The organism is Sphingobacterium sp. SG20118 (genome assembly GCF_044740685.1).
Taxonomy (GTDB): Bacteria; Bacteroidota; Bacteroidia; order Sphingobacteriales; family Sphingobacteriaceae; genus Sphingobacterium.
Genome location: NZ_CP172826.1, coordinates 3,676,095 through 3,701,536 on the forward strand (window position 1 = coordinate 3,676,095; position 25,442 = coordinate 3,701,536).

Consider the following 25,442-nt stretch of genomic DNA (forward strand, 5'->3'; position numbering starts at 1 on the left):
AATAACATCTAAATTTTATACTGACCAGCCGTGTGCATCCCGCACTTTAATCAGTGTTTCTAGAATTGAATTCCAGGTTTCTTGCTTATGCATAACTTCATTGGGAAACATACATCCGTCCCAACAGATATGGTCAAAAGCCTTGGTCGGATTACCGTTTGCATCACGAAGCCAGTATCCTGCATCCTTCACAATATCCAGTTTACCATTCGGGTCAGTCGGCAAGCAATGTCTTCCAGTTTTATCATGCGTACCAGAACCAAATACTGTTCCATCATTCTGTGCAACATGAAAATCAATCGTCCAAGGACGAAGCTTGTCTGTCAAGAATTGAAGACCTCGTTCCAGCTCGGCTCGATCTTCCCATTGGAAATCCGTTTTAAGAATCCGATCCTGAGGCTCATTGTATCCCAATAGGTATAAAAAAGTATGAGACATATCAGCTTGAAATCCCATATTGTCCCTATCCACCATCTCTAAAGTTTCCAACATAATTTTCCAACTTTGCATTCCACCCCAGCAGATTTCTCCTTCCGCCGCAAGCCGCTCTCCATACTCAGCAGCTACATCACAAGCACGTCTAAATGTTTCAGCAATTATCTTTGTGTTTTCAACCGGACTCTTAGCCCATTCTGCTACACTAGTAGCAGAATCTATACGAATGACATTATTGGTTCGAATACCTTGTTTTCTCAATTTGTAACCAAACTCACTTGCCTTTTGTACAACTGCAACAAAGCGGTCTCTATCTACTTGAGTACCCATCGCCGAACCACCATCAGGTGGCCATATCGGCGCAACCAGAGTACCTATTTCTAGACCATAGCCCCCAACTTTATCCACAACAAGACTTACATTATCATCTGAAGAGTCCAGTTTTACGTGCGGAGTGAATAAACCAAGGTCAATACCATCAAATTTAATACCGTTGACATTTGCATTCGCTGTTTTTTGCAGTAGCTCATCTAAAGAGATGATAGGTTCATGATCCCCCTTCCCCACAATACCCGGCCAGGTCGCATTGTGCAATTTCGGAAAATTGTTCTTGCTCATATGTTCTATTTTTATATCCAGTAATTAATCCTCCACTACCAAATCCGGGTTATCTGGTCCAAAATGCTTCAACATGACAATCGGATCTGTTTTCGAATCATTTCTAATTACAACGCCCTGCATTGCTGCCATTTCCGAAACAAAAAACTCATCATAAGTCAACTGTCCGTAACGTATTAGTGCCGGTGTTTCCAACGCCCAATCATTCAACTTTCCATGCCCTTGCATCATAATCAATCCATATGCAGCATTATCCTTAATCGTAACAGTCTCTCCAGGAAAAACTGTCAATTCTTTTGCACTAAAAGCTGTGGATTTGTAACAGACCCATTTCTCACTGTAACCCTCGATTTCCATTTCCGCTTCTGGTATAACTGGTTTCGGATTCATAAATCGATTCTGCATCATGTTGGGATCCACATTAAGTTCCCAATCGATGATATCCATTAATGCATCGTAATCGCCTTGTTTATTTTCGGGAACACCCTTCCATAACAATTCCTCTGGAATGATGGCCTCATTAACCAATGATTGATACATAGCAAATACATCGGAAGCTTTTTGCGGTTCATAAGTACACATACTTCCTGGCGCATGCAATAACCCTGGAGGAACATCCCATCCCGTCCCTGGTTCTAAACGATAGGCTTGGGAATAATTGGTTATTTTATTGTCTCCTTTACTGAAGTTTTCCAAGCATTCTTTTATCTGTGCTTTAGACGTACCGGGAGCAATTCCCATGAAGGTATAAGGAAAATCTCCTCCATGATTATTGAGCTGTGGTGGAAAATAGTAAGCTTCCGGCTTCCCCTTTTGTTCAATCAAAGCGGCTTTCTCATCATTATGATGGATATGATGTGGCAGAGGCCCCATGTTATCAAAGAATTTGGAATACATAGGCCAACTTTGGTATTCAGACCAAAGCCGATCACCAATTAATCTCCCTTTCAGATGCGCAACACAATCCGATAGTAACAGTTGCTTCGTTTCGCCATCTTCCTCATAGACCACGAAACTAAGTCCTTCAAATTCTCCCGTCAACGGTCCGTTTTTAGCAGGAGTTGTAGAAGAAAACCATCGCTCATCAATTCCCCCGCGCTCACCACCTAATATATAATAATCATCCGGGTGAAGTTTTATCCTTCTTCCAGGCACACAAAATGACCTCGGTACCCAATTGGGCGCCAACCTGAAGATTCCTTTTCCTTGTTCAAAAGCTTTTTCTATGTTTTCCATTCCAACGTATTTATTTTTATATATTTTGCATGTTATTTTTAAATGCCTGAATTGCTTCCTGTTTATCCAATATAGTTAAAGCGAGCTGATATACTTTTTTCTCCTTTGGTTTAAGAAAGACGAGCTCTTTGCATTCTCGCATCTGCTTTTGTCCCAGTGGTGGATGTGTACCAGGTTCCAAACCAGTAACATATTCACCTTGTCCCCAGTGCTGCCAATTGGTCAACCAGGGAAGTTGTTCTTTCTTAAAAGTTAGCATAACCGCAAAATTCAATTTCTCATTAAACAGACCGCATTGACAGTTTCCCTCATCGTCACTTATTGGTGATATAAATGCTGCTTCTTCTCCAGATCCTCGATGATCTTCACGCGGTTCTGGACAAATCTTAAAATCATTGCCCTCTTTAAATATCTTATTAGACTCACCAGATTCCCGCGGTTGCCATTTTCCATTCCACAGTATTTGAGTACCGGCATCCACTAAAGGCCAACCAAAATTAAAATGGTAGAGTAACATATGTGGGGCATCGCTGTTTCCAACATTTTGTACCTCATCCTCGATATATAAGGTAGGATCTCCTAAATAACAACGAATTGTACGAATCAGTTCAATATTATGACCCAGCGCATGTCCCTGCAGCATCTTCCCAGTAATGGACATTTCACGATCTCCATTTAACAGGTCGGGTTGTTTTATATGGATAATTTCAGCGGGGATATTACTAATCTGATCATGGAGACCTCGGCTTCCAAACGCATCCGTTTCAGGACCACCCACGTGAGTAAGTCCACAAGTGACCAACAATCCTCCTCCAAAAGTGCGTAACCAATCAGTACCTCTATCTGAAAAAGGTTGTGGTCCAGTTACCCCCAACTTACTGATCCAACTCAAGTTAAATTGGTTGAAATAAGCATCCGAAATGTCCATAGCCCTATCGATAACGACTTTAAAACGTAATCCTGTACCTGTATTGACCCAGGCAATACGAGTACCACGTCCGCGTCCATTATCCAGTATCGAAGTTTCGATACCTCCGACCTGTGCCACATGAGACACTTTATCCAACCAATCTTTCTTTGAAAAATCCACTTTAATTTATTTGTTTTTCTTTTTGTAAACGTCACTGTTCTCGTTTCCCCCTGCCATCAAATAGGCCATTATATCACTTAATTCCTCTGGATTTAGGACATTCAATGTTCCTGGTGGCATGATGGATACTTCCGAAACTTTGATATCCTGCACCTCTTTTTTAGCGATTTCCTTCGTTAGATGAGGTGCATATGGGTTTTGCGATATGATATAATTCTTCTCATTTTCACCCATCAGTCGTCCCATTTGCTTGGTCCCATCTTTCAAATGGAAGACCTTAGACTCATATTGATCGGAAATCACCTTGCTAGGCTCAATCATTGCTTCCAACATATCTTTGGTCGAGAAACGAGTACCCAGCTGGGTCAAGTCAGGGCCAACAGATCCACCTTCACCTTTAATGGTATGGCAAGAAGCACAGCGCAAGGCGATAAAAAGTTCACTTCCTCGTTTGAAATTTCGTATACCAGTGTTGTCATTAATATATTTGAGGGCTGTATCAATCTTCCAGTCTCTACCCGGTCCTTTGGCACTTTCTACTTTTTCTGCCAGTCTATTACCCGATTGGCTAACCAAGGAATCTCCCGAAATCTTATTATAATGAGCCAGTTGATCTTTACTTACATTGCCCAGAGCAATTTTCCGCGCTTTATCGATAAAGCCGATGTAGCTATTTCCACCTTTATAACCAAACCCTTTATAGAACCATTTGAAATATTCATCATGTAACTCTGGAGTCCAGCCTGTATGAGCTGTACTCAACATCGTTGCTAAAAAAATCTGTTGCGCAGGAGGAATATTGGCCAACATGTCGGCTATATCCAAGCCATATTGTGGATTACGTAAAATTAAGTTAGAAGAACTCATAAAATTGGTGTTGGTCGAATCATCCTTTGCCGAGTATAACAGCGGCACAGTCTTACGCACGACACCCTCATCGCCAATAGCGACCAATACTTTTCCGAGTTCACGATTGACAAGGTTTATTTTCGAAGGATATAAATCCCCTAATCGTTGCGAAAGAAGGACACGTTGTGCATCAACTGGATTACCCATTCTTGCGATACTAACCTCATAGACACGTAACAAATTTAATAACATCTGTTGCGGAAGCTTCGAAATATCAATAGTTGCCAACTTATTGAACATTTCAGCTTGAAGCGACTTATCTCCATTTCTTGCTAAAGCTAACATCGCTTCAGTCAAGCGGACTACATTTCTCTCCTCAAATACAAGGTGTTTCCATGTTTCCACTGGTTGATGTTCCACTGCTATACGTGCCGCGTAACGGATGAAGCGATCTTGATTACCAAGGTATTTCCATACTTTTTCAACCGTACCTGGCGCCGAAAGCTTGTGGTATTGCTCGATTTCTCTACGTAAAGCAATATCTTTAGGAAGTTCCTTCTTTGTTTTATTTTCTTTGATATCAGCATGTCCTGTGTAATAAACCCGATATAAATCCGACTCCAATTTTCTACCTCCAGTCAAGAAGTATAATGCGCCATCGGGGCCAATCTCGCCATCTGTCAATGCAAGTGGAGATCCTGAGACAAATTCTTCCGCTTTTGCAGAGTAACTTGCTCCTTTTGGATTTAACTGAACAGAATAGATAATACCGAAACTCCAGTCAAACGCCAAGAGACTATTTCTATACTTATCTGGAAATTTCGCTTTGCTAGCATACAAAAGATTCGTTGGAGAACCCTGTCCTATATTCAAAATACCTGGAAGATTATCCGGATAACTCGGATCCCACTTACCGTTACCAGTCCGCCAACCAAATTCACCTCCGCTGATGACATGGCAAATTCTCGTTGGACGGTACCAAGGCATCCCAAAATCCCATTCCATATCCGAATCGTAGGTAAACATTTCACCATCATCATTAAAAGTAATATCAAAAGGATTTCTATATCCACCACTAATCATCTCCCAGTGTTTACCCTCTGCATCGGTCTTAGCTATCCATCCCCCAGGTTCTTTCCGATCGGTCGCATGACCCTGTGGATCTACAATATGAGGGAATAGATTATCGTGATGCCAATTTGATGGCAAACGGTATGCATCCATCTTCGGCAGATCCGTGTGATTACCTGCAATTAAATATATAGCCGAATCTGGTCCAAGCACAACACTATGTGGTCCATGTTCACCCTCACCATTTAAGGCTAATAATTGTGTTATCTTATCCAGTTTATCATCCTGATTTGTGTCCTGTAAACGGTATAAACCACTACCTTTCGAAAACTGTTCATTAGGATTATGGTTCACCACAACATACAGACTATTGTGCGCCCACAACAACCCTTGAGCAAAACCAATCCCTACTTTCGTTGAACTGGTATCTGCAGGATTATCTGTTGGAAAATCCAATTTTTCAATCTTTGGTTTAATAGTACTATCCGAACCAATTGGCGGCAATTCTATGCGGAACAATGCACCATATTGATCGGAGGTAATCATTCTACCTTTATCATCAAAGGTCATCGCTACCCATGATCCTTGTTTATTATCCGATGGGCTATAGATATGATCTACAGCAAAACCCTCAGGTAAAACAATTTTCTTGGTCTTTGGATTCTCATCTTTGACACCCTCATCTTTAATCTGTTCACTACATGCTCCTGCTAAAATGAGCAGAAAAATGGCAAACAACATTAGCTGTATGTTATTAATTTTTCTCATTGTTATTCTTTAAGCTGATATACTGTTTTGTTTATTCATCATTGATTAATATCCCGTATTTTGTGGAATTCCATTGGTCAGCACTTCACGTTGTGGAATAGGAAACAATAACTTAAAAGGTTGCACACTGTATGAAGCTGAACTTAAACGGGATAACCTCTTTTTCTCCTCCACTCCGTGAGCGTTTAGGACTTCTTCAGCTTTTCCTGTACGCAATAACTGATACCATCTGTGATCCTCAAAAGCAACCTCAATACGTTGTTCTTTTGCAATTGCATCCCGCAATCCTTCTTTAGTCAACCCCATTAGCGGTTTTAGACCAGCACGTTTGCGCACCAAGTTCAGATTGGTATAAGGATCACCTACACCCGCTTCGTTTTGTGCCTCTGCCAATAGCAACAGTACATGACCATAGCGATATATTGGCCAATTTTCATTGGATCGTCCATCTTCAATATACGGTGCATGGTAAAACTTTTTGATAAAAGGTATTTTCCCACCAAATGCGACAGCCTCTTGATATTGTGTATTTGAAGGGTCGTCAAACAAGGCAATTGATTTATCTTTTCGAACATCACCAGTCTCATACAAATTGTAGATACTAGGTGTCGGAATATTGGATCCCCCCAGATTACCAGAATATCCCACTAATTTCAGCTTCCCATTTCGTGGTCCAAACATATAGATGAAATTACTGTTTTCCCCCTCCACGGATTGATCATACTGCACTTCAAATATGGACTCTTCATTATTTTTATTATTCGGATTGAAACAGTTTGCATAATCAGGCAATAAAGCATAGCCCAATTTGGTAACCTCCTGAAAAGTTGAAGCTGCTTCAGCATATTGCTTTCTTGTCAAATACACATCTCCCAATAATGTCAATGCAGCACCCTTCGTAATTCGTCCTGCATTATTCTTATCATAACTATCCGGGAGACTCGCTACCGCATCTTTAGCATGCTGCACGATTACCGCGTACACCTCATCCACCGATGCTTTTCCATCTTTAAAAGCATCAGTAGGATTTGCCACTTCCGTAGTATGTAATGGGATTTCCCCAAACAAGCGTACCAAATGGAAATATGTCAATGCCTGTATAAATTTCACCTCACCAATATATCGCTTTTTCAACCCCTCATCGGTAAAAGGGACTTTATCAATGCGACTTAAGATCACATTAGACTCTTGCACCACGCTATATAATGTTGCCCAGATTGTATTAATATAAGTATTCGAAGAAGTTATCAAGAATTCGTCGATCTCTTCCCGTTGCTGTGCTCCTCTATCCGTCTCATCATACTGATAGTTGGTATTATCCGAAACCATTTCGGTCATCGCCCAGAAATCACTCGTATACAAACCCTGCAAGCGACCATATACGCCATTTACAGCACGAAGGACCTGTCCTTCATTTTCATAGTAATTATCACCGCTAGAAAAGCTGTAAGGTTTAACATCTAGTAGGTGATTACATGAGGATAGACTCAGTAATCCAAAAGCCAATAAAATATATTTCATGTTCATAACTGTAGACTTAAAAATTGAAATTCAATCCGAGAGTATAGATTCTTGGAACCGGATAGGCCGAATAGTCAAGGCCCTGTACTAATGGACTAATATCACCTCTATTGATATTGGTCCCTTCTGGGTTACCATCATATCCTGTGATCAAGAAAGGATTCTGAATATTTCCATAGACCCTGATATCCTTGATTACCCCTTTGATACTTTTAGAAAATGTATACCCTAAAGTGATGTTACGGACCCATACATAATCTGTTTTTTCAACAAATAGCGAGTGCGTATCGCGATACATAACACGACCTCTACCGGTACCATTTGTAGTTGGAACTAACCCACTACCTGGATTATCTTCAGAGCGCCAGCGGTCTGCCACCTCTTTCCGTACATTGAATACCCCATCAATATTATCCGTATAAAAACGAGTAGCATGCAACATCTCTTGTCCCATAGCACCTACCATCATAAACCGCAGGTCTAAGTTTTTATAAGAAAGTGTATTGGTCATGCCCCAAGTAAAATCGGGATAAGGATTACCGATTACGTCAAAATCATCATTCGGTGTTATCTCGCCATCGCCATTGACATCCCGCATACGCAAGTTACCTGGGATAGCTCCCGGAAAGGCTGCGTATTTATCTAAATCTGCTTGATTTTGATAAATTCCTTCAACCACATAACCGATGATCATCCCTACAGGTTGACCGATACGAGTGACGTTGGTAAAGTTACCTTCAGAGCTCGCTCCTGAATAAATAGGATCAGTGCTTCTTCCTAATGCAATTACTTTGTTTCTATTGAATGAAATATTAAAATCGGTGTTCCATTTAAAATTATCATGCACGATGTTAGCCGAACTTAACGAAAATTCAAATCCGGTATTCTCCACATCACCACGATTTTCCGTTACAGATGCAAATCCAGAAGACTGCGGAATCGGCGTATTAAGCAATAAATCTAGCGTATTACGCTTATAATAGTTCGCAGTAAATGTCAAGCGGTTATTTAAAGTTGCAAAATCCAAACCGATGTTTAGTTCTTTCATCTTTTCCCACCCTAAATAACTGTTTCCTAAACTGTTCATAATACGACCTGGTGCTAAACTTCCACCAAATACATAATTGCCTGTCCCGATACTGCTTAATGGTGCATAGTTAGAGATATTAAAGTTACCACTTCGTCCATAAGAGGCTCTTAATTTTAACTCATCCACCCAAGTCACATCTTTCAAGAAATTTTCTTCGGATGCTCGCCAACCCAATGCAACGGACGGGAAAGACCCCCATTGATTATCCCTACCAAATCTAGATGAACCATCCGAACGAAAAGATGCCGTCAAGATATACCGCTCTTTATAAGTATAATTTACCCTTGCCAAATAAGAGATCAATGCCCAGTCTTCAATACCGGTACCACCTGTAATGCGGGCGGCTCCATTTAAGGTCTGGATATCATCATCCGGGAACTGTGAACCGTTAAATCCTGCAGATTTATCTTTTTGAGACTGCACGGAATAACCTGCCAAGGCATTAATGCTATGACCATTTTCCGATCTATAATCATAAGTCAAGGTATTTTCATTAGCCCAGTTGATATATTGACCACGGGTGTAGTTACCACTCGGAATAGACAGGCCAGGTGCATTTTGGTTTGGTATCGTAGATGGACGGAAGTATTCTCCACTTTCATCTTGATAATCGACGTTAAAAGTCGTCTTAAACTTGAGATTGGCAAGTATGCTGTATTCAGCATAGGTGCTCATCAACATTTTCAGTTTATTACTCTTATCTACACGCTGATTCAAAAACATAACCGGATTGGGGTTACCAAAAGCCCCTGGTGAAACGATATAGGGATTGTACGTACCGTCTGCGTTATAGATGCTGGAAACTGGCGTCGCAATTTCAAAAAACTCATCCCTCCCTTGTCCACTAACACCACCTTTAAGGTAAGAAATAGTTGGTGCGATGTTCATTCCCAATTTTAACTTATTAGCAATATTGCCATCGACATTGGCCCGAACAGAGAACCTTTCAAAACCTGTATTGAGCATGACTCCGGACTGATTCAAATAGCCTGCAGAGATAAAAGAACGTACCTGTTCATTACCACCACTAAGGCTCACATTGAAATCCGACATCGGTGCGATTCGGGTGACCGCATCATACCAGTCGACACCAGCCCCCAAAGCTGCAGGATTCCGATATTCCTCGGGAATATCATTGAGTGTAGGCTCCCGGCCTTCTTCAAATCGAATTTTATCTTCAATAGACTCTTTGCGAAACTGAGCGAACTCCGATGCATTCATCATACTGGGTCTTCCTTTTTGTGGCACTTGTTGCAAACCAGTACTTGCCGCAACACTGATTTGCAGTTTTCCAACAGCACCTTTTTTTGTGTTGATTAAGATAACACCATTAGACCCCCTCGATCCGTAAATTGCTGTTGCCGAAGCATCTTTTAATACCGTCATAGATTCAATATCGCTGGGATTGATCGCAGTCAATGGATTAGATCGTTCACTTGAAGTAGAAGGAACTGGAAATCCATCAATGACATATAAAGGTGATGCCCCCGCTCCAATGGCACCAATACCCCGGATACGGATCCTGGGTCCACCTCCGGGCGTACCATTAGAGGTACTGACCTGAACGCCAGAAATCTGGCCAGTCAAGGCTTGATCAGGACTGGCAATCGCTTGTCCACGTACGTTATTCATGGAAACTGAAGCAATAGATCCAGTAACATCCTTTTTCTGTTGACTACCGTAGCCCACCACGACCACTTCATCGATTTCTTGAGATGAGTTTATTAAAGTCATATGCTGTTCTCCTGACTTTTTAACCTCGATTTCTTGATTGGTATAACCTATATTTCGGAATGATAAAGTTTGTCCCTTATTTAGGGTTATCTCATAATGACCATTCTCATCGGTAGAAGTGGCTGTATCGGTACCTTTCACCCGTATCGTAACGCCAGGAATAGGACGTCCTTCCGCATCACGGACGATGCCGCTAACGGTAAACTGTTCCTGAATACTAACACTCGTTACCCCCGAATTATTTTCAAATAGTCTCCCATGATTTGATACCAAATCAGCTTTAATACCCACAGTCCCTGCTACTGAAATATGAGCAGAAGACAGCTGTATGAAAAAGATACCTGGAAACAATAGTGATACCTTCAAAAGACTAGATCGCCCCCGAAGGAAATTTGGATATTTTTCAGTCTGCGCAATGCGTAAATTATTGACTGTAAAATTCTTAGTTATTTTTTTGTTAAATTGATCATATTGCATAACTTTGCAAGGTTTGATGGTTTTAAGATTAAGAGTTCGACACTCTACTATTAATTTTATATAAGGCCTTAGATGAATACCGATGGTGCTACAACACTATCGGTTTTTTATTCAAGCTAGTTTTAGTACAATTTCTTCCCCCATACCTAAACCTCCTTTTTTATTAAAGTTTTCCATTCTATATTCTATAAAGATATTAGGGTCCAGAACAAAAGACACCTATAAGTTGTTTATAATCAAAAGACTAAGGCTTGCTTTTTTAAAGCTAGTTCAAATATAAAAATCCATTATAGCTTAAGCATCCTGCACTATCCTGACTGCCAATAAAAAAGTAAAAGCAATTACTTGAAAAATGGTAATGAATTAAAGTACAATCATGTTTTATATATAAAGTCACTCATTTTTCATCTCACAGTTGGAGAATAGCTAGCGCGAATAACAATTCGTAAAAATTAGAATCCGAGACTTTACGACAATGTCCCATATACTGATTACGTTCGCTAAAACTTAGAAAAAACTAATCATAGTCTAGGACTAGGTTCTATTAATTTATATATACAAGGAATCGCATTAGCATTTTTGGAGAATATACTCGGAAATTACCTTCTTCAGTTTAATCATTCTAATAGCTAATGGATCTTTCGCTAAATTGAAGTCGTGACTTTGTATGCTTTTTTATTTAAATAGTCATGGGGATACTAAAAACAAAAAAAGCTATCTGCTGAACAGAGAGCTTAAATATAACAACGTCAAGGGAAAAAATTAATCCAACTCAGAAATCCGAGTCTTAAAAATAAATAGTTCTCATTTTTATTCCAAAAAAAAAAGCCCTAACTTTCGTTAGAGCTTTTTTGTCGGGGTGGCAGGATTCGAACCTACGACCTCCTGCTCCCAAAGCAGGCGCGATACCGGGCTACGCTACACCCCGAAAAGGTATCCCTTTTGTTTTACTGTGTTGCAAATATACAGCGTTTTTTCAATATGCCAAATGATTTTTTAGCTTTATTCAATAAATACCTGATTTATTGAGAAATAAAATATTATCAACTCATCCAACAGCAACTCTTAAACAACAAAACAGGGATGTGTAAAACTTTTTAAAATATATCTGAGCACAAGGTCTAATTATTAAAAGGGTTTTTCTATCTTTGCATCAAACTAAGGCAGCTTAAAGCTTTTTGAAAAAAGTATTTCTTAAAGTAAAAAAAAAGCTGTAATATTGCATTCCGATTTTTACAGGCTAATAATCGTATTTAATTACTCAAAATCATGGATTTAGTAAAATTTGTAGAAGAACAAGCGGTAATCATAAATGAAGTTCCCGCATTTAAAGCAGGAGACACCATAAGCGTTCATTATAAAATTCGCGAAGGAAATAAAGAGCGTATCCAAATTTACCAAGGTGTGGTTATCCAATTGAACAGTGAAGGTGTTAATTCAACTTTTACTGTACGCAAAATTTCAAATGGCATTGGTGTGGAACGTATTTTCCCTGTAAATTCGCCAAACATTGAAAAAATTGTAGTAAACAGCTACGGTAAAGTACGTCGCGCTAAATTATTTTATTTACGCGGTCTTACTGGTAAAGCTGCTCGTATTAAGTCTAAAAGAATCTAATTACGACTACGCAAGTATAAAAAAAGGCATTGGATTGAGTTCAAATGCCTTTTTTTATTACCCCTCCCTTCCCCTTTTAGCAACATTTTCTTTACAAGGTAGATTACTGCTTTTATGCTAAATCTTTTTAGTCTATCTTAAGGCCCGAAAAGACTATCATGAACAAACTTATATCTATTCTCGCATTGCTATGCTGTTGTATCAACAGTTATGCCCAAAATTCCATTCAAGAATTTCTAGCGCTACAATCCATTCCAAAAACATATGCCGTTCACAAAATCACTGAACCCATGCAAATTGATGGTAAAGACCTTGAAAACAGCTGGTCTAAAGCAAAGACCATAATTAATTTTGAAGATATCCAAGGAGGTGAATTCAAGAAACCTGCTTATAAAACCGAAGTGAAAATGCTTTGGGATTCGACTAATTTGTACATTTATGCTAAACTTTATGAACCCCACATTTGGGCAGACATTTACAAACATGATGAAATCGTGTACTTGAACAATGATTTTGAAATATTTTTAAAACCCAACCTACATCAAGCAGAATATTACGAAATAGAAGTCAACCCCCTTCATACTATATTCGACCTCATGCTTACCAAGCCGTATCGTTTTGGTGGACAAGCTATCACACACTGGGATGTTAAAAATTTAAAATCCGCGGTACACATAAAAGGGACTCTCAACAATCCTAAAGACACAGATTCATTTTGGTCGGTTGAATTTGCTATCCCTCACCAATCACTTTACGCCTTTGGTAAAGCACCTTTTCCAAAAAATGACGACTATTGGTTATGCAATTTTTCACGCGTACAATGGCAACATGAACTCAGTGATAACCATTATAGCAGAAAAAAAGAAAACAATAAAATATTAGCAGAAGACAATTGGGTCTGGTCACCCATCGGACTAATCAATATGCACTATCCCGAAAGGTGGGGATATCTACAATTTGTTCAACAAGCTACAGAGCAAGACCCCTGCTTTGCCTGACAGCTATAACGTAACTAAGTTAGCGTGGAATGTCCATTATCTACAACAATTGTTCAAAAAAGAAAACCGTCATTACAGCGAGCAGTTAACAAAACTCTCATTATATAAGGAGTATATCCTTCCCTCTACGAAAGATTTTCAAATCAACATGGATTTAAATAAGGACAAGCAGAGTTATACAATAAAAATTATCGACAAACTTTCAAAAAAAATTCGAGTGTCCTTAGATAACAGAGGCCATTTCGACCTCCATCCTTAATATCGATACATTAACATGCTGGCTATTATAATTTGATTATAATAGCCCTGTTATTCAGCCAAAACAGCAAATCAATCCGAGCAATAATCTTACACATTTCCGCTAGAGCCCCACTCCTGAGTCCAGACGTATAATCTCGCCAGTAGCTTATACCTCCCTAAACAAAAACAAATTCTAAAAGAAAAAATGCAACCTACACAACCCATGCTTTCTGCTACCGCAACGAATTGCATCAGAAGCTATCGCTAACCGCAATGGAAAACCAGAACCGAACAACATATGTATATACAGAATCGTTATCGTGCATACATACTGAACGCTGCTACGGCAATACCATCGAATAATAAAACAGCGGGGATGTTATCCAAACAATTGGCATCAACAAAAAGAATACAAAAAATAAACTAATATTGTTATTTTTACAAACAACAATGTATAAGAATATATCCTTTTTCCCAAATCTCAACGCGTTCCGTTTTTTTGCTGCATTGCTTGTCATATTCCATCATGGCGAAGTCATCCGTGCAAAAAACAGTTTCACTAGCTTTGAACACATCAGTTTTTTTCAAAATGGAAGCACCGCCGTAAAATTTTTCTTTGTTTTGAGCGGCTTCCTCATCAGCTATTTGCTCATAAAAGAAAAAGCTGCGAAAAATACAATATCCATTAAAAACTTCTATTTGAAAAGAGTTATCCGCATATGGCCTTTGTATTTTTTATTAGTTGCCATTGGAATTATAATCTTTCCGTTTCTGTTTAATATCCTACATATAAACTATACCTTTCCTTATCATATAGAACAAGTATGGCTTTTATTTGTATTATTCCTACCCAGTTTAGTTACATTCAAATTTGGCTCCCATCTATTGGAACCCCTGTGGTCCATTGGAGTCGAAGAATGGTTCTACATTATTTGGGCGCCCCTATTTAAATGGATAAACAATAAATTAGCCCTAATCTTAGCGGTATTTTTGATTAAAGTAATATTACTTATTTTCTGCTTCAACTACATCATCACCAATACACTTGCGGTACATCTCATTAAAACCTTTGCTTTCGAGTCAATGGCCATAGGTGCATTGGGAGCCTATTTGCTCTATCATACAAATATCAATGTAAAAGCCTGGTACAAAAAATATGTATTCGTTAATTACCTTTTATTAGCTACACTAATTGGATATTTCTTTTTCCGAAGCACCTGCATTGCTTTACTGGGATTTGATATATTTAGCCATTGGGTATTCTCATACATCATACTTAACATCTTATTTCTTAACCTCATCGTTTATGTAGGTGTTGTTTTAGATACTAGGTCGGTTTTCAACAATAGCTTCTTAGACTATGGCGGTAAGATATCTTACGGTATTTACATGTACCATATGATTGTTATTTTCGTTGTCATCCATCTTGGAAAGAACCATTTACTAAATCTAGATCCCATACTAAGTTTTATCATTTTTTATAGTTTGGTACTAGCTGGCACATTTCTTACAGCACATTTATCTAAGAAATATTTTGAAGATTTTTTTATGAAATATAGGTCAAAACTGAATTCGTAAAGATTAAATTTCGTGCAATCAGGATGTAAAAAAAACAGTTATTTTAAATTAAAGATAAAAAAAAACGTCGTCTTCCACAAATATTCTTATCTTTGTATCCCGTACATAAAGCAGATATTTAGGCCATTTTAGGCCTTATATTTTGAAATCCATTATTGATATGACTAAATATATTTTTGTTACGGGCGGCGTTACTTCGTCGTTAGGGAAGGGCATTGTTGCATCTTCTCTTGCTAAACTTCTCCAAGCACGTGGCTACAAGGTTACGATCCAAAAATTCGACCCTTACATTAACATTGATCCAGGAACACTAAATCCATATGAGCATGGTGAATGTTACGTAACGGAAGACGGAGCTGAAACAGACCTTGATTTAGGTTATTACGAACGCTTCCTTAATGTTCCCACTTCACAAGCGAACAATGTCACGACAGGTCGTATCTATCAATCTGTAATCCAAAAAGAACGTGCAGGCGAATACTTAGGAAAAACAGTTCAAGTTATTCCACATATCACAGATGAAATAAAAAACCGTATGCGCTTATTAGGTGAGACAGGTCAATATGACATTGTGATTACTGAATTAGGGGGTACTGTCGGAGATATCGAATCTTTACCATTCATCGAGGCAGTGCGTCAATTAAGATGGGAATTAGGCACGCATGACTCTGTCGTTATTCACTTAACATTGGTACCATATTTAGCTGCTGCAGGTGAATTAAAAACAAAACCAACACAACATTCGGTTAAGACCTTATTGGAATATGGTATCCAACCAGATATTTTGGTGTGTCGTACTGAGCATAAATTAACACAAGAAATTCGCAAAAAACTAGCTTTGTTTTGCAATGTGAATATCAATGCTGTAGTTGAATCTATCGATGCCCCTACGATTTATGATGTACCATTAAATATGATGAAGGAGCAATTGGACAAGACTGTTCTTGCTAAATTGAAACTTTCTAACAAAAATGAGCCAGATTTAGAAAGCTGGAAAGCCTTCTTAGGTAAATTAAAAAACCCGACCAATGAAGTTAATATTGGCTTAGTGGGTAAATACGTCGAACTACCTGATGCTTATAAATCTATCGTTGAAAGCTTTATCCACGCAGGTGCTGCCAATGAGTGTAAAGTAAAATTACAATATATTGCTGCAGAAAGTGTCAATGACCAAAACGTCCAAGACAAATTAAATGATATGGATGGTGTTCTTGTTGCACCAGGATTTGGTGAACGCGGATTAGAAGGAAAATTAGCTTCTATTAAATATGTTCGTGAAAATAACATTCCTTTCTTTGGTATTTGTCTAGGCATGCAATGTGCGGTTATCGAATTCGGTCGCAACGTATTGGGGCTTAAAGATGCCAATAGTGCGGAGATGGACCCTGATACACCTAACCCAGTCATCAATTTGATGGAAGATCAAAAAGAAATCATCAATATGGGTGGTACTATGCGTTTAGGTGCCTATGACTGTGATGTCAAAAAAGGTACAAAAGCATACAGTATCTACGGTAAAACAAGAATATCAGAGCGTCACCGTCACCGTTATGAATTCAACAATGCTTATTTAGAGCAATACGAAGCTGCTGGAATGATTGCATCAGGAATGAATCCAACGTCAGGTTTGGTGGAAATTGTTGAGTTGAAAAACCATCCTTTTTTCGTTGCAGGACAATTTCATCCAGAATTAAAGTCAACTGTTGCAAATCCTCACCCACTTTTTGTTAGCTTTGTAACCGCTGCTTTGTCGAATAAGAAAAATAAGATACAAAAGCAGGAAACAATTAAGTAAGTTTAATTTAAAAAAATGGATAGAAATACCCTTATTGGTTTACTTCTGATGTTCGGAATCATAGCCGGTTCATTTTACTTAATGAAACCGTCCGACGTAGAAATAAAAAAAGAACAAGCTCTACAAGATTCGCTAGCTCGCGTTAAACAAGGTTTAGCACCATTAGCAGACTCTACGATAGCTGCTACAGAGATCGCAACAGTACAACCTGTTGATTCTGCTGCTTTAAAACTTCCTTTTGGTGCAGCAAAATTTGGAACTGAGCAAATCATCACTTTAGAAAATGATAAAATCATTGCTAAAATCAGTTCGAAGGGTGGTCGTGTAAAATCTGTAGAATTAAAAGGCGAAACAAATTTTAATGGTAAACCATTAATTTTATTTGAGGGAGACCACAACAGATTTGGATTAAAATTCAATGCATCTGGAGAAAACATCAATACCAATGATCTATACTTTGCAACAGCAGATACAGATGTAAAAATCAGTGGTGAAGATGCTAAGTCAATCAAACTTCAATTGACGTATGGAGTTGATCAGTATATTGAATACGTATACACCTTAAAAGGTGATGGTTACAATATCGGTCTTGATATCAACACCAAAGGTATCCAAAACAAGATTGATCAGAAATCAATTGCTTTAGACTGGGAAACCATTTTACTTCAAAAAGAGCAAAATATTGATTCAGAACGTCAAAAATCAACTGTTTACTACAAAGAAGTAGATAACGTAGATCATTTATCAGAATCGAAAGATGATGAAAAAGAACTGAAAGAAAAAGTAGAATGGATTGCATTCAAGCAACACTACTTCTCCAATATTCTTTCTAGCAAAACTGGATTTTCTACTGCAAATGTAAATGTAAAATCTACGATTGAAGATGAAGTTGTTAAGCTTTATAGCGCTACAGCACAGCTGGATTATGCGACTCAAAAAGATAACAGTTATTCGTTAAGCTTTTTCTTTGGACCAAATCAGTATAAAACATTAAAAGCAGAAGGTCATGATTTTCACAAGATCATCAATATGGGTTGGGGACCGATGCGTTGGATCAATCAATTCATCACTGTACCTGTATTTGATTTCTTAGATAATTTTCACCTTAGCTATGGTATCGTTATCCTAATTTTAACCTTATTATTAAAATTAGTATTATCACCATTGACATACAAATCTTACCTATCCATGGCTAAAATGCGTGTGTTGAAACCTCAATTAGATGAGATTAAAGCTAAAGTAGGTGATGACAATGCCGCTTTGTTACAACAAGAACAAATGAAATTGTACAAAACAGCAGGTGTGAATCCATTAGGAGGTTGTCTTCCTTTGGTATTACAGATGCCTTTTACAATTGCCTTTTTCTACTTCTTCCCGAATTTATTCGAGTTGAGAGGTGAAAGCTTCTTGTTTATGAAAGACATGTCTACATATGATACCCTATTCACTTTCTCTCCAATTTTTGGTGTGAATCACGTATCATTAATGTGTGTGTTGATGACATTAACAACTTTATTGACCACATGGTACAACAATGCAACTTCGGGTGCTACAGGACAAATGAAATACATTGGTTACTTTATGCCATTGATTTTCTTCTTTGTCTTAAACAGTTTCCCTGCAGGTTTGAACTATTATTACTTCCTAAGTGCTATCCTAACGTTCTTAACACAGTTAATCATTCGTTCAATGGTTAATGATGACAAGATTTTAGCGAAGTTAGAAGACAATAAAAAGAATCCTAAAGTGCAAAAGAAATCGTCGTTTCAATCTAGAATGGAAGAAGCGATGCGTCAAGCACAACAAAATAAAAAGTAGTAATTTTTATTACTGTCTTTAAAGAGGAAGGCCATATGGCCTTCCTCTTTTTTATTTAAAAATGTAGCGTTCTGTTAAACCAAACGTTATTATTATTGTTTAACAAGTATAACAAATCAGATACAAAATGAAATTAAATCAGATTTTAGTGATGGCTACGCTTATTGTAGGATTAAGCAGTTGTTCAGTTTTCAAGAAAAATACAGATCACAAAAATGTCTCCACTACAGAAACTATGCAATTAACGGGAAACAAATGGCAATTGATAGAAGTCGATGGTAAGGCTGTCGCTGAAAAAGTAAATGGTCGTACACCATACATTGCATTTATGGATAGCACCTACAGTGCAAATGCTGGTTGTAATATGTTAAATGGTGGGGTAACACTTTTGGATAATAATAAGATTAAATTCTCTCAAGGAATTTCAACCATGATGGCTTGTCCTGAGTTTGAAATCGAACAAGCTTTATCAAAAGTGATTATCAATGCGGATAACTACAAATTAGATGGAACATTATTCATGCTAAATCAGGGAAATAAGACAGTCGCCAAGTTCAGATTGATACCTGCAGAAACTACAGAGCAATCTTTATCAGGCACTTGGGAATTGGATTATATCTCAGGACCCCGTATTGCATTTGCAGGTTTATACCCAAACACAAAACCTACGATCACGTTTGATATCGATACTAAGAAAGTTTCAGGAAACGGAAGCTGTAACGCATACAATGGCACTTTCAAGACCGAGAACAATCACATCAGCTTCGGTCCAGTAGCATCGACAAAAATGGCTTGTGAAGGTTCAGGTGAAGACGTATATTTTAATACATTAGGTAAAATCAATACATACAGTGTTTCAGGAAATACATTGACTCTTATTGTTGGAGACATCGCCATGATGAGATTCCATAAAAAATAGTAACACGATAAATAGAAAAAGCGCTAAAATATTTGGAGCTTTTTCTATTTCATCAAACCAACGGCCTATCCAATATACCTCATATAAAAACAATACAGGGTCAATGTAACATCAATATCTTTATGTTACAAAAAATTCATACTGAAATACAGTCTTACTACGCGATAGCTCTTTTATATGTAACACTTTATGTTGTATATGCATGACAATTTATCTATGTTTGCTTATATATAAGCACGTTCATAAATCGGTTCATGAGCAGATTATTTAATATATAGGACTATGAAATCATCGATTAAGATTATCAACAATTACGAGTACAAAAAACTCTTTTTGCCAGATGTAACTGACCATAATCTATTCAATGAAAGCAAAATACAAGTTTATCGCATTGAAAATTATCTCAGAAGCATTCTCATGCCTGTGATTCCTTATCGTACCACTTTCAACTTTCTTATTTTTGTTACCAAAGGAACACTCTCACAGCATTTAGAATCTGGATCCTACACCTTAGCTGAAAATGAAGTTATCAATGTTAAACAAGGAAATATCACCGCTACTTTATCAATTTCAGATGATGCCGAAGGTTTTTTTATTGTTTATGAAAACGAAATCGTAACCGATATTGAACTTGGAATAAATGACATTCGTTTTTTCAATTCTCATCCCTTTACCCCACTTTCAGAACATGTATCCACCTGGATTCAAAAAATGCTCACCTTATTGGAAGAAGAGCTTTTTACTGAAGGTAAAGTAATGGAAATATGCATTTCCATGCTACAATGTATCCTATTAAAAATCATTAAAACAGATTACGAAGTCAAAGCTCCTATGAGCAGACAACTGGATATTGCCTTTCGGTTTAGAGAATTTGTACAGAAATTCCATATCGACCATAAAAATGTATTATTTTATGCCAATCTCCTGCATATATCGGAAAACTATCTCAATAAATGTGTGAAAGAAGCCACCAATAAGCCTCCGAAACAATGGATCAATGAAATCAGTATTTTACATAGCCAGATTTTATTACAAGATGCAACAAGAGATATCGCAGGAATTGCATTTGAGTTGAAATTTCAATCACCCTCCTATTTCACGCGCTTATTCAGAAAAACCACTGGGTATTCACCCAGTGATTATCGCAAGCATAAATTTTTATCCGATTAATGCTTCTGTTTATAGGGCAGATTCCAGATAAGGTCCACTGCCATGTAATGCACTCCAAAATCCACTTGATCATAACCTTTAATCAAATCGTTCATATACCCAACATCGAGATGCAAAGGACTATTAGGAATATCCGTCATATAATAAAGCCCTAAGCGCGCTTCCTTATAGGCAAATTTTGACCAAGAAGCAGTTGGCTTATTCAGCTTACTAATCGCAAATAATCCTTCTGCACTCAATGCCAGCTCTTGGTTGTTCTTATCGGACAACTTCAGATTCAACTGCGATTTAAGACGCGTTCTGAATTGAAAATTCTCTTCGGCCTTCTGAAAATCATCAGTAAAGAATTTTCGAAACTCCTGTCTAACCGTATTTTTCCATTTCCAGCGATCCGCAAATTTAAACGTATAAGCATAGCGACCATATAGCCTAAATTCTTGCTCTACGCCTTCATGGTGGTAAGGTACATCTGCATCATACACATCTTGGCGACGATAGCTCAATGCATAGCTATATTGTTGGTTCTTCGCAAATTTATGCGTTACCTCATGATTTAACACCCATATAGCCTGTTTGTGAAATGGATTAGAATCATCCGGAGTACTTTTTGTACCCAAGCCAATATAAGTAAGGGCTTCTTTTGTCCCAGTGCTATCCAATTGACGTTTTAGACCCAGTACCGACCAAGAAGCTGTCTTAGCCTTTCCCAATCCTGGAGGACTTACCTGAGCTTGCGAAAAAGTAATCTGACATGCCATTAAAAATAGCAAGGGTATTATTTTTTTAAATTTGTTTTTCAAAATTCTCATTGCATTTTTTCAATTAATAGCGTTTAAAACTGAAAGTCTCATTAAACTTATCGACCATCCTTTTATCAAAACGCTTGATGGGTTCCATTGCCCACATGGCTACTACAAATGGAAAGGTCAGTGTCGTCCAGCCAGCATGTACTAAGAAATGATCAAAATAAGTTGCTATAAAAACTGCTACAAGTACATACAACCCATCTCGAACACGAGGTCCGCTTAATGCGATTCCGCAAAGCAGTGCATTGAAACTAAATGTCCCATTATTGACCATAGCCCTCGATTCATGCCCATGATTTGATAAGTAGACACTGATTACCACAGCAGCAACACTATATAGAGCTGCCATGGGGTTACTCATAAACACCCCCAGAAAAAAGATCAGTCCTGCAATGACACTCCCTTGGAAAATAACTTGACCAAATGCGTGTCCCTCAATGAGGAAATCATCTATTTCTTTAATATCCACAAAGTGATGCGGAACAGTATTCATGGATAATTGAGGAATACTCAGTAGGTACAAGGCGATCCAGGTCACCATGACAAAAGGGAAAGTAAAGGCTGGTAAATTTTTCTTGAGGGCAAAACCCATCATTAAAGTACTCAAGACTGAGCCGAGGACCAGTGTGGTCCAGATCCAAATATTTGTTTCAAAATAGAAGACCAAAGCGATTCCAAACAAGGTTGCGTTGAAACCGAATAAACCATTTTCAATATCCTCTTCCTCATACTTCATGATTTTCGCTGTCACAAATCCCACAAGATTTGCGATTATGCCAGCGACTCCCATTTCGATCGAGTCATATAAAATGGCGCCTATAAATAATATTCCTGTCCAAGCATTACCTTGCAACATGATCTGTCCGAATCCTCTTAAAAAAGCTCTTATAAAAGCTAAAATTTTGTATCTCATTTTGAGATGATTTACTTTTTAAGACTATCAAATATAGTCTCAAAAAAATGATTAAATAAGGAGTTCAGCATCCCATAATTCTTGCTGAACTTCCTGAAAAATATCGAATAACTGTTCAGCGCCATTACCCAAAACCCGAATCATAAAACCCGTTTGTTGTAATGCACTGATACCAAACTGTATATCTGCAATCGATTCATATTGCTCATGAAATTTCTCAATCCACTCCTGCACAGGTTTCCCCGCACTATTGATATAGAAAAATGTTCCTTGATGCGTAAAACCTTCCAATAAACCAATATCTTGTATCGGCATCTTGTCTGGCTGCAACAACACATTATCTTTCAATACCAAACGGCCATCAATATAGCATTGGGTCAAGTTTTGGAAATGGTGATATTCAAAAACTTCTCCAGACAACTTACGCCCACATGTCACGATATCACTCAAAATAACATGACAATTCTTTTGCATATGAATAATGTTATGGCTTAAAAAATGAGAGGAATTTTGAGGAACAATTGGATGAGGAACAAAAGAGAAGACAGCGCCTTCACCCAGATTCACTTCCATTTTTTGCACCGATTTTCCTTTCATATGAAAAAGACGCTGATAAGCCTGCGTTTTTAATTGCAACTTTGCGCCAGGATCAACTGCTATCTGGATGCGATGGTCATCACCATCCAACAATCCTGGCGATGAACTCATGATCATTAAGTATGCTGCCTTATCCCTACGATATTGACCTACAGGTACAATTCTAAAAGGCTGGGTCACATACGCATCTTTAAGATAAGATTTACCTTCACGATGCGCCACATTAATATCTAATGAACAAATCATATTAGCGCAATAAATTAGGTTCTTCTACATCTTGCAACAGTGCATATTTTTTGATCCATCCAATGATTTCATCCACTCCTTCACCTGTTTTCAAATTGGAGAATAAGAAAGGTAAACCTTTTCTCATTTTCCGGCTATCATGCTCCATCACTTCCAAACTAGCACCAACATAAGGTGCCAAATCCATTTTATTGATTAATAAGAGATCCGATCTTGTGATTGCCGGTCCACCTTTACGAGGCATTTTCTCTCCCTCCGCCACATCAATCACAAAAATGGTGATATCAGCTAAATCTGGGCTATATGTTGACGTTAAATTATCACCACCACTTTCAATCAAAATCAGTTCAAGATTAGGAAAGCGCTCTGCCAACTCTTCAACAGCTTCCAAATTCATACTAGCATCTTCTCGAATAGCCGTATGCGGACAGCCACCTGTTTCTACACCAATGATACGTTCAGGAGGCAATAAGCTATTTTTAGCCATATACTCAGCATCCTCTTTCGTATAAATATCATTGGTGATAACAGCCAAATCCAATTCATGGATCAAGCGTCTGCTCAGGCACTCCAATAGGGCAGTTTTTCCTGATCCAACCGGACCACCTACGCCTATTTTAACATATTTTCTATTTTCCATTTGTTCCAATTATTAAGAAATATAAACTCTCGAATATAATCGCTCATGTTGCATACAGCGAATATCAAATCCAATATTACAAAGACCTATAAGATCACGATCCACTTCCAGGGTTTCATTGCACAAAGTTATCAGGTCATCGTGTAGATAAAACAAGATATCTTGACCATCCAATTGTCCTAAGGGTACCAATTTCACTGCATTGGTTACCATCGTAATGGCAGCATTATAATAATAGCCATGCAATGCCTCTCGTATTGGGATTTCCAAAAGTGCTGCCAACATACCGTATACCAAGCAATAATGACTATCTACTTTCTTCTCCTTAATCAGTTCTCCCCATCTTTTGAAAATCGGTTGATTTTGATATCTAGAAAAAATTTTATAAAGTCTCACCCCCAATTTTTTACTGGCCTCTCGAATTTCCTTCGGACTTTTCAGAGCCGAGCACTCTTCATCCAAAGAACAGAGCAGGTCCATGTCGCCATTACAGGTCGCATCATAAGCCAATCGCATTAAAGCAGCATCGTTGTACTTCAAATTGTACCACAGATTGTGTCTGACGTAAGACTCTGCTGTTACTTTATTGTGAACAATCTCCTTTTGAACGTAAGTTTCCAAACCATTTGAGTGGGTAAATCCACCAATAGGTAAAGTAGGGTCAGATAAATGAAGAAGCTTACCAAGAAATGTATTTTCCATATATTTTATACTTTAATAAACAAAGGGATATGCTTTGTTGAAAATTTTAGTTGCCGATGATGATTAGCATCCACATTGGCGTTGAACCGATAGAGGAGCTTGCGCTGCATCAGCGTATAAGTCAGATTTTGTTTATCCAGCCAAGCCTGCATCGTCCGTTCATAAGGGATCAACAATTCGTTACCTGCTGTAAATAAGGGCAAGTGCTTGTTTCCAATTTCGCAACTGACAAAAGCTATTTTCAAATAATCAACCGTTCCTATACAGATAGTCTCACAAGGGCGAATGGCTACGATCACTACTTTTTCAGCATCCTCATACAAGATATCCCCATCATGTAACTGACTCGTATTGCCAATCAATTTGACCGCTATTTCCATCCCCTCGTGGGTCAGGAGACGCTGGATACGCTTATCCGCCTGATACCACTCTATCCAGAGCAGATCCTGTCTTTTCATCGTAGATTCCCTACTTAAGTTCCTCGTGATTTCTGTGATGATGATCATGTATGCTT

19 protein-coding genes and 1 tRNA gene are annotated in these 25,442 nt (G+C 38.1%); 7 read left to right on the forward strand and 13 right to left on the reverse strand.

Annotation, left to right across the window (positions count from 1 at the left end; all coding sequences use genetic code 11):
• Nucleotides 1-15 precede the first annotated feature (15 nt).
• From ACFX5U_RS16910 to ACFX5U_RS16940, 7 genes are all read right to left on the reverse strand, one after another.
• Nucleotides 16-1,053, reverse strand: a complete 1,038-nt coding sequence (locus ACFX5U_RS16910) for a sugar phosphate isomerase/epimerase (RefSeq protein ID WP_038700262.1) — start codon at nt 1,051-1,053, stop codon at nt 16-18.
• Nucleotides 1,054-1,077: 24 nt separating this feature from the next.
• Nucleotides 1,078-2,289, reverse strand: a complete 1,212-nt coding sequence (locus ACFX5U_RS16915) for a hypothetical protein (RefSeq protein WP_280565802.1) — start codon at nt 2,287-2,289, stop codon at nt 1,078-1,080.
• A gap of 16 nt (nt 2,290-2,305) precedes the next feature.
• Entirely contained in the window at nt 2,306-3,379 is a 1,074-nt protein-coding gene (locus ACFX5U_RS16920) for an aldose 1-epimerase family protein (protein WP_400261534.1), read from the reverse strand.
• A gap of 6 nt (nt 3,380-3,385) precedes the next feature.
• A complete protein-coding gene (locus ACFX5U_RS16925) occupies nt 3,386-6,067 on the reverse strand; it encodes a c-type cytochrome (RefSeq protein ID WP_400261535.1) in 2,682 nt (893 codons plus the stop codon).
• Between the two features lie 45 nt (nt 6,068-6,112).
• Entirely contained in the window at nt 6,113-7,588 is a 1,476-nt protein-coding gene (locus ACFX5U_RS16930) for a RagB/SusD family nutrient uptake outer membrane protein (protein ID WP_400261536.1), read from the reverse strand.
• A gap of 16 nt (nt 7,589-7,604) precedes the next feature.
• Nucleotides 7,605-10,889: a SusC/RagA family TonB-linked outer membrane protein gene (locus ACFX5U_RS16935; protein WP_400261537.1), complete on the reverse strand. Its 3,285-nt coding sequence runs from the start codon at nt 10,887-10,889 to the stop codon at nt 7,605-7,607.
• An 854-nt stretch (nt 10,890-11,743) separates the two neighbouring features.
• Nucleotides 11,744-11,817: transfer RNA gene (locus ACFX5U_RS16940), tRNA-Pro, on the reverse strand.
• A 341-nt stretch (nt 11,818-12,158) separates the two neighbouring features.
• Here ACFX5U_RS16940 and rplS point away from each other — a divergent pair.
• The 7 genes from rplS to ACFX5U_RS16975 all read left to right on the forward strand — a co-directional run bounded on the left by rplS (nt 12,159) and on the right by ACFX5U_RS16975 (nt 21,024).
• Complete coding sequence (rplS, locus tag ACFX5U_RS16945) at nt 12,159-12,506, forward strand: 50S ribosomal protein L19 (protein ID WP_038700401.1); 348 nt, start codon at nt 12,159-12,161, stop codon at nt 12,504-12,506.
• Between the two features lie 158 nt (nt 12,507-12,664).
• A complete protein-coding gene (locus ACFX5U_RS16950; protein WP_400261538.1) occupies nt 12,665-13,504 on the forward strand; it encodes a carbohydrate-binding family 9-like protein in 840 nt (279 codons plus the stop codon).
• Nucleotides 13,505-14,194: 690 nt separating this feature from the next.
• Nucleotides 14,195-15,322 carry an acyltransferase family protein gene (locus tag ACFX5U_RS16955; RefSeq protein ID WP_400261539.1) on the forward strand — a complete coding sequence of 376 codons (1,128 nt, stop codon included), beginning with the start codon at nt 14,195-14,197 and terminating at the stop codon, nt 15,320-15,322.
• Nucleotides 15,323-15,482: 160 nt separating this feature from the next.
• Complete coding sequence (locus ACFX5U_RS16960; protein ID WP_038700405.1) at nt 15,483-17,117, forward strand: CTP synthase; 1,635 nt, start codon at nt 15,483-15,485, stop codon at nt 17,115-17,117.
• A 15-nt stretch (nt 17,118-17,132) separates the two neighbouring features.
• A complete protein-coding gene (gene yidC, locus ACFX5U_RS16965; RefSeq protein WP_038700408.1) occupies nt 17,133-18,935 on the forward strand; it encodes a membrane protein insertase YidC in 1,803 nt (600 codons plus the stop codon).
• A gap of 127 nt (nt 18,936-19,062) precedes the next feature.
• Nucleotides 19,063-19,854: an META domain-containing protein gene (locus tag ACFX5U_RS16970; protein WP_400261540.1), complete on the forward strand. Its 792-nt coding sequence runs from the start codon at nt 19,063-19,065 to the stop codon at nt 19,852-19,854.
• Between the two features lie 282 nt (nt 19,855-20,136).
• Complete coding sequence (locus ACFX5U_RS16975) at nt 20,137-21,024, forward strand: AraC family transcriptional regulator (RefSeq protein ID WP_038700412.1); 888 nt, start codon at nt 20,137-20,139, stop codon at nt 21,022-21,024.
• On the opposite strand, the gene ACFX5U_RS16980 is transcribed toward ACFX5U_RS16975, so the two are convergent.
• Genes ACFX5U_RS16980 through ACFX5U_RS17005 form a run of 6 tightly spaced genes read right to left on the reverse strand, consistent with a single transcriptional unit; the run spans nt 21,021 to nt 25,386 of the window.
• Nucleotides 21,021-21,833: a DUF2490 domain-containing protein gene (locus ACFX5U_RS16980; RefSeq protein WP_400261541.1), complete on the reverse strand. Its 813-nt coding sequence runs from the start codon at nt 21,831-21,833 to the stop codon at nt 21,021-21,023. The genes ACFX5U_RS16975 and ACFX5U_RS16980 overlap by 4 nt on opposite strands.
• A gap of 13 nt (nt 21,834-21,846) precedes the next feature.
• Nucleotides 21,847-22,743, reverse strand: a complete 897-nt coding sequence (locus ACFX5U_RS16985; protein ID WP_038700414.1) for an urea transporter — start codon at nt 22,741-22,743, stop codon at nt 21,847-21,849.
• 51 nt (nt 22,744-22,794) lie between these two features.
• Entirely contained in the window at nt 22,795-23,586 is a 792-nt protein-coding gene (locus tag ACFX5U_RS16990) for an urease accessory protein UreD (protein WP_038700416.1), read from the reverse strand.
• Nucleotide 23,587: 1 nt separating this feature from the next.
• On the reverse strand, nt 23,588-24,226 hold the full coding sequence (gene ureG, locus ACFX5U_RS16995; protein WP_038700418.1) for an urease accessory protein UreG: 639 nt from the start codon (nt 24,224-24,226) through the stop codon (nt 23,588-23,590).
• Between the two features lie 12 nt (nt 24,227-24,238).
• Nucleotides 24,239-24,928, reverse strand: a complete 690-nt coding sequence (locus tag ACFX5U_RS17000; RefSeq protein WP_400261542.1) for an urease accessory protein UreF — start codon at nt 24,926-24,928, stop codon at nt 24,239-24,241.
• Nucleotides 24,929-24,933: 5 nt separating this feature from the next.
• Entirely contained in the window at nt 24,934-25,386 is a 453-nt protein-coding gene (locus ACFX5U_RS17005) for a hypothetical protein (RefSeq protein ID WP_400261543.1), read from the reverse strand.
• Nucleotides 25,387-25,442 lie beyond the last annotated feature (56 nt).

Coding starts and splice junctions, on each gene's coding strand:
- ACFX5U_RS16970 (WP_400261540.1), top strand. CDS start 19,063: ATGAAATTAAATCAGATTTTAGTGATGGCTACGCTTATTGTAGGATTA.
- ACFX5U_RS16980 (WP_400261541.1), bottom strand. CDS start 21,833: ATGAGAATTTTGAAAAACAAATTTAAAAAAATAATACCCTTGCTATTT.
- ACFX5U_RS17000 (WP_400261542.1), bottom strand. CDS start 24,928: ATGGAAAATACATTTCTTGGTAAGCTTCTTCATTTATCTGACCCTACT.
- ACFX5U_RS16960 (WP_038700405.1), top strand. CDS start 15,483: ATGACTAAATATATTTTTGTTACGGGCGGCGTTACTTCGTCGTTAGGG.
- ACFX5U_RS16915 (WP_280565802.1), bottom strand. CDS start 2,289: ATGGAAAACATAGAAAAAGCTTTTGAACAAGGAAAAGGAATCTTCAGG.
- yidC (WP_038700408.1), top strand. CDS start 17,133: ATGGATAGAAATACCCTTATTGGTTTACTTCTGATGTTCGGAATCATA.
- ACFX5U_RS16950 (WP_400261538.1), top strand. CDS start 12,665: ATGAACAAACTTATATCTATTCTCGCATTGCTATGCTGTTGTATCAAC.
- ACFX5U_RS16985 (WP_038700414.1), bottom strand. CDS start 22,743: ATGAGATACAAAATTTTAGCTTTTATAAGAGCTTTTTTAAGAGGATTC.
- ACFX5U_RS16935 (WP_400261537.1), bottom strand. CDS start 10,889: ATGCAATATGATCAATTTAACAAAAAAATAACTAAGAATTTTACAGTC.
- ureG (WP_038700418.1), bottom strand. CDS start 24,226: ATGGAAAATAGAAAATATGTTAAAATAGGCGTAGGTGGTCCGGTTGGA.
- ACFX5U_RS17005 (WP_400261543.1), bottom strand. CDS start 25,386: ATGAAAAGACAGGATCTGCTCTGGATAGAGTGGTATCAGGCGGATAAG.
- ACFX5U_RS16955 (WP_400261539.1), top strand. CDS start 14,195: ATGTATAAGAATATATCCTTTTTCCCAAATCTCAACGCGTTCCGTTTT.
- ACFX5U_RS16910 (WP_038700262.1), bottom strand. CDS start 1,053: ATGAGCAAGAACAATTTTCCGAAATTGCACAATGCGACCTGGCCGGGT.
- ACFX5U_RS16990 (WP_038700416.1), bottom strand. CDS start 23,586: ATGATTTGTTCATTAGATATTAATGTGGCGCATCGTGAAGGTAAATCT.
- rplS (WP_038700401.1), top strand. CDS start 12,159: ATGGATTTAGTAAAATTTGTAGAAGAACAAGCGGTAATCATAAATGAA.
- ACFX5U_RS16975 (WP_038700412.1), top strand. CDS start 20,137: ATGAAATCATCGATTAAGATTATCAACAATTACGAGTACAAAAAACTC.
- ACFX5U_RS16930 (WP_400261536.1), bottom strand. CDS start 7,588: ATGAAATATATTTTATTGGCTTTTGGATTACTGAGTCTATCCTCATGT.
- ACFX5U_RS16925 (WP_400261535.1), bottom strand. CDS start 6,067: ATGAGAAAAATTAATAACATACAGCTAATGTTGTTTGCCATTTTTCTG.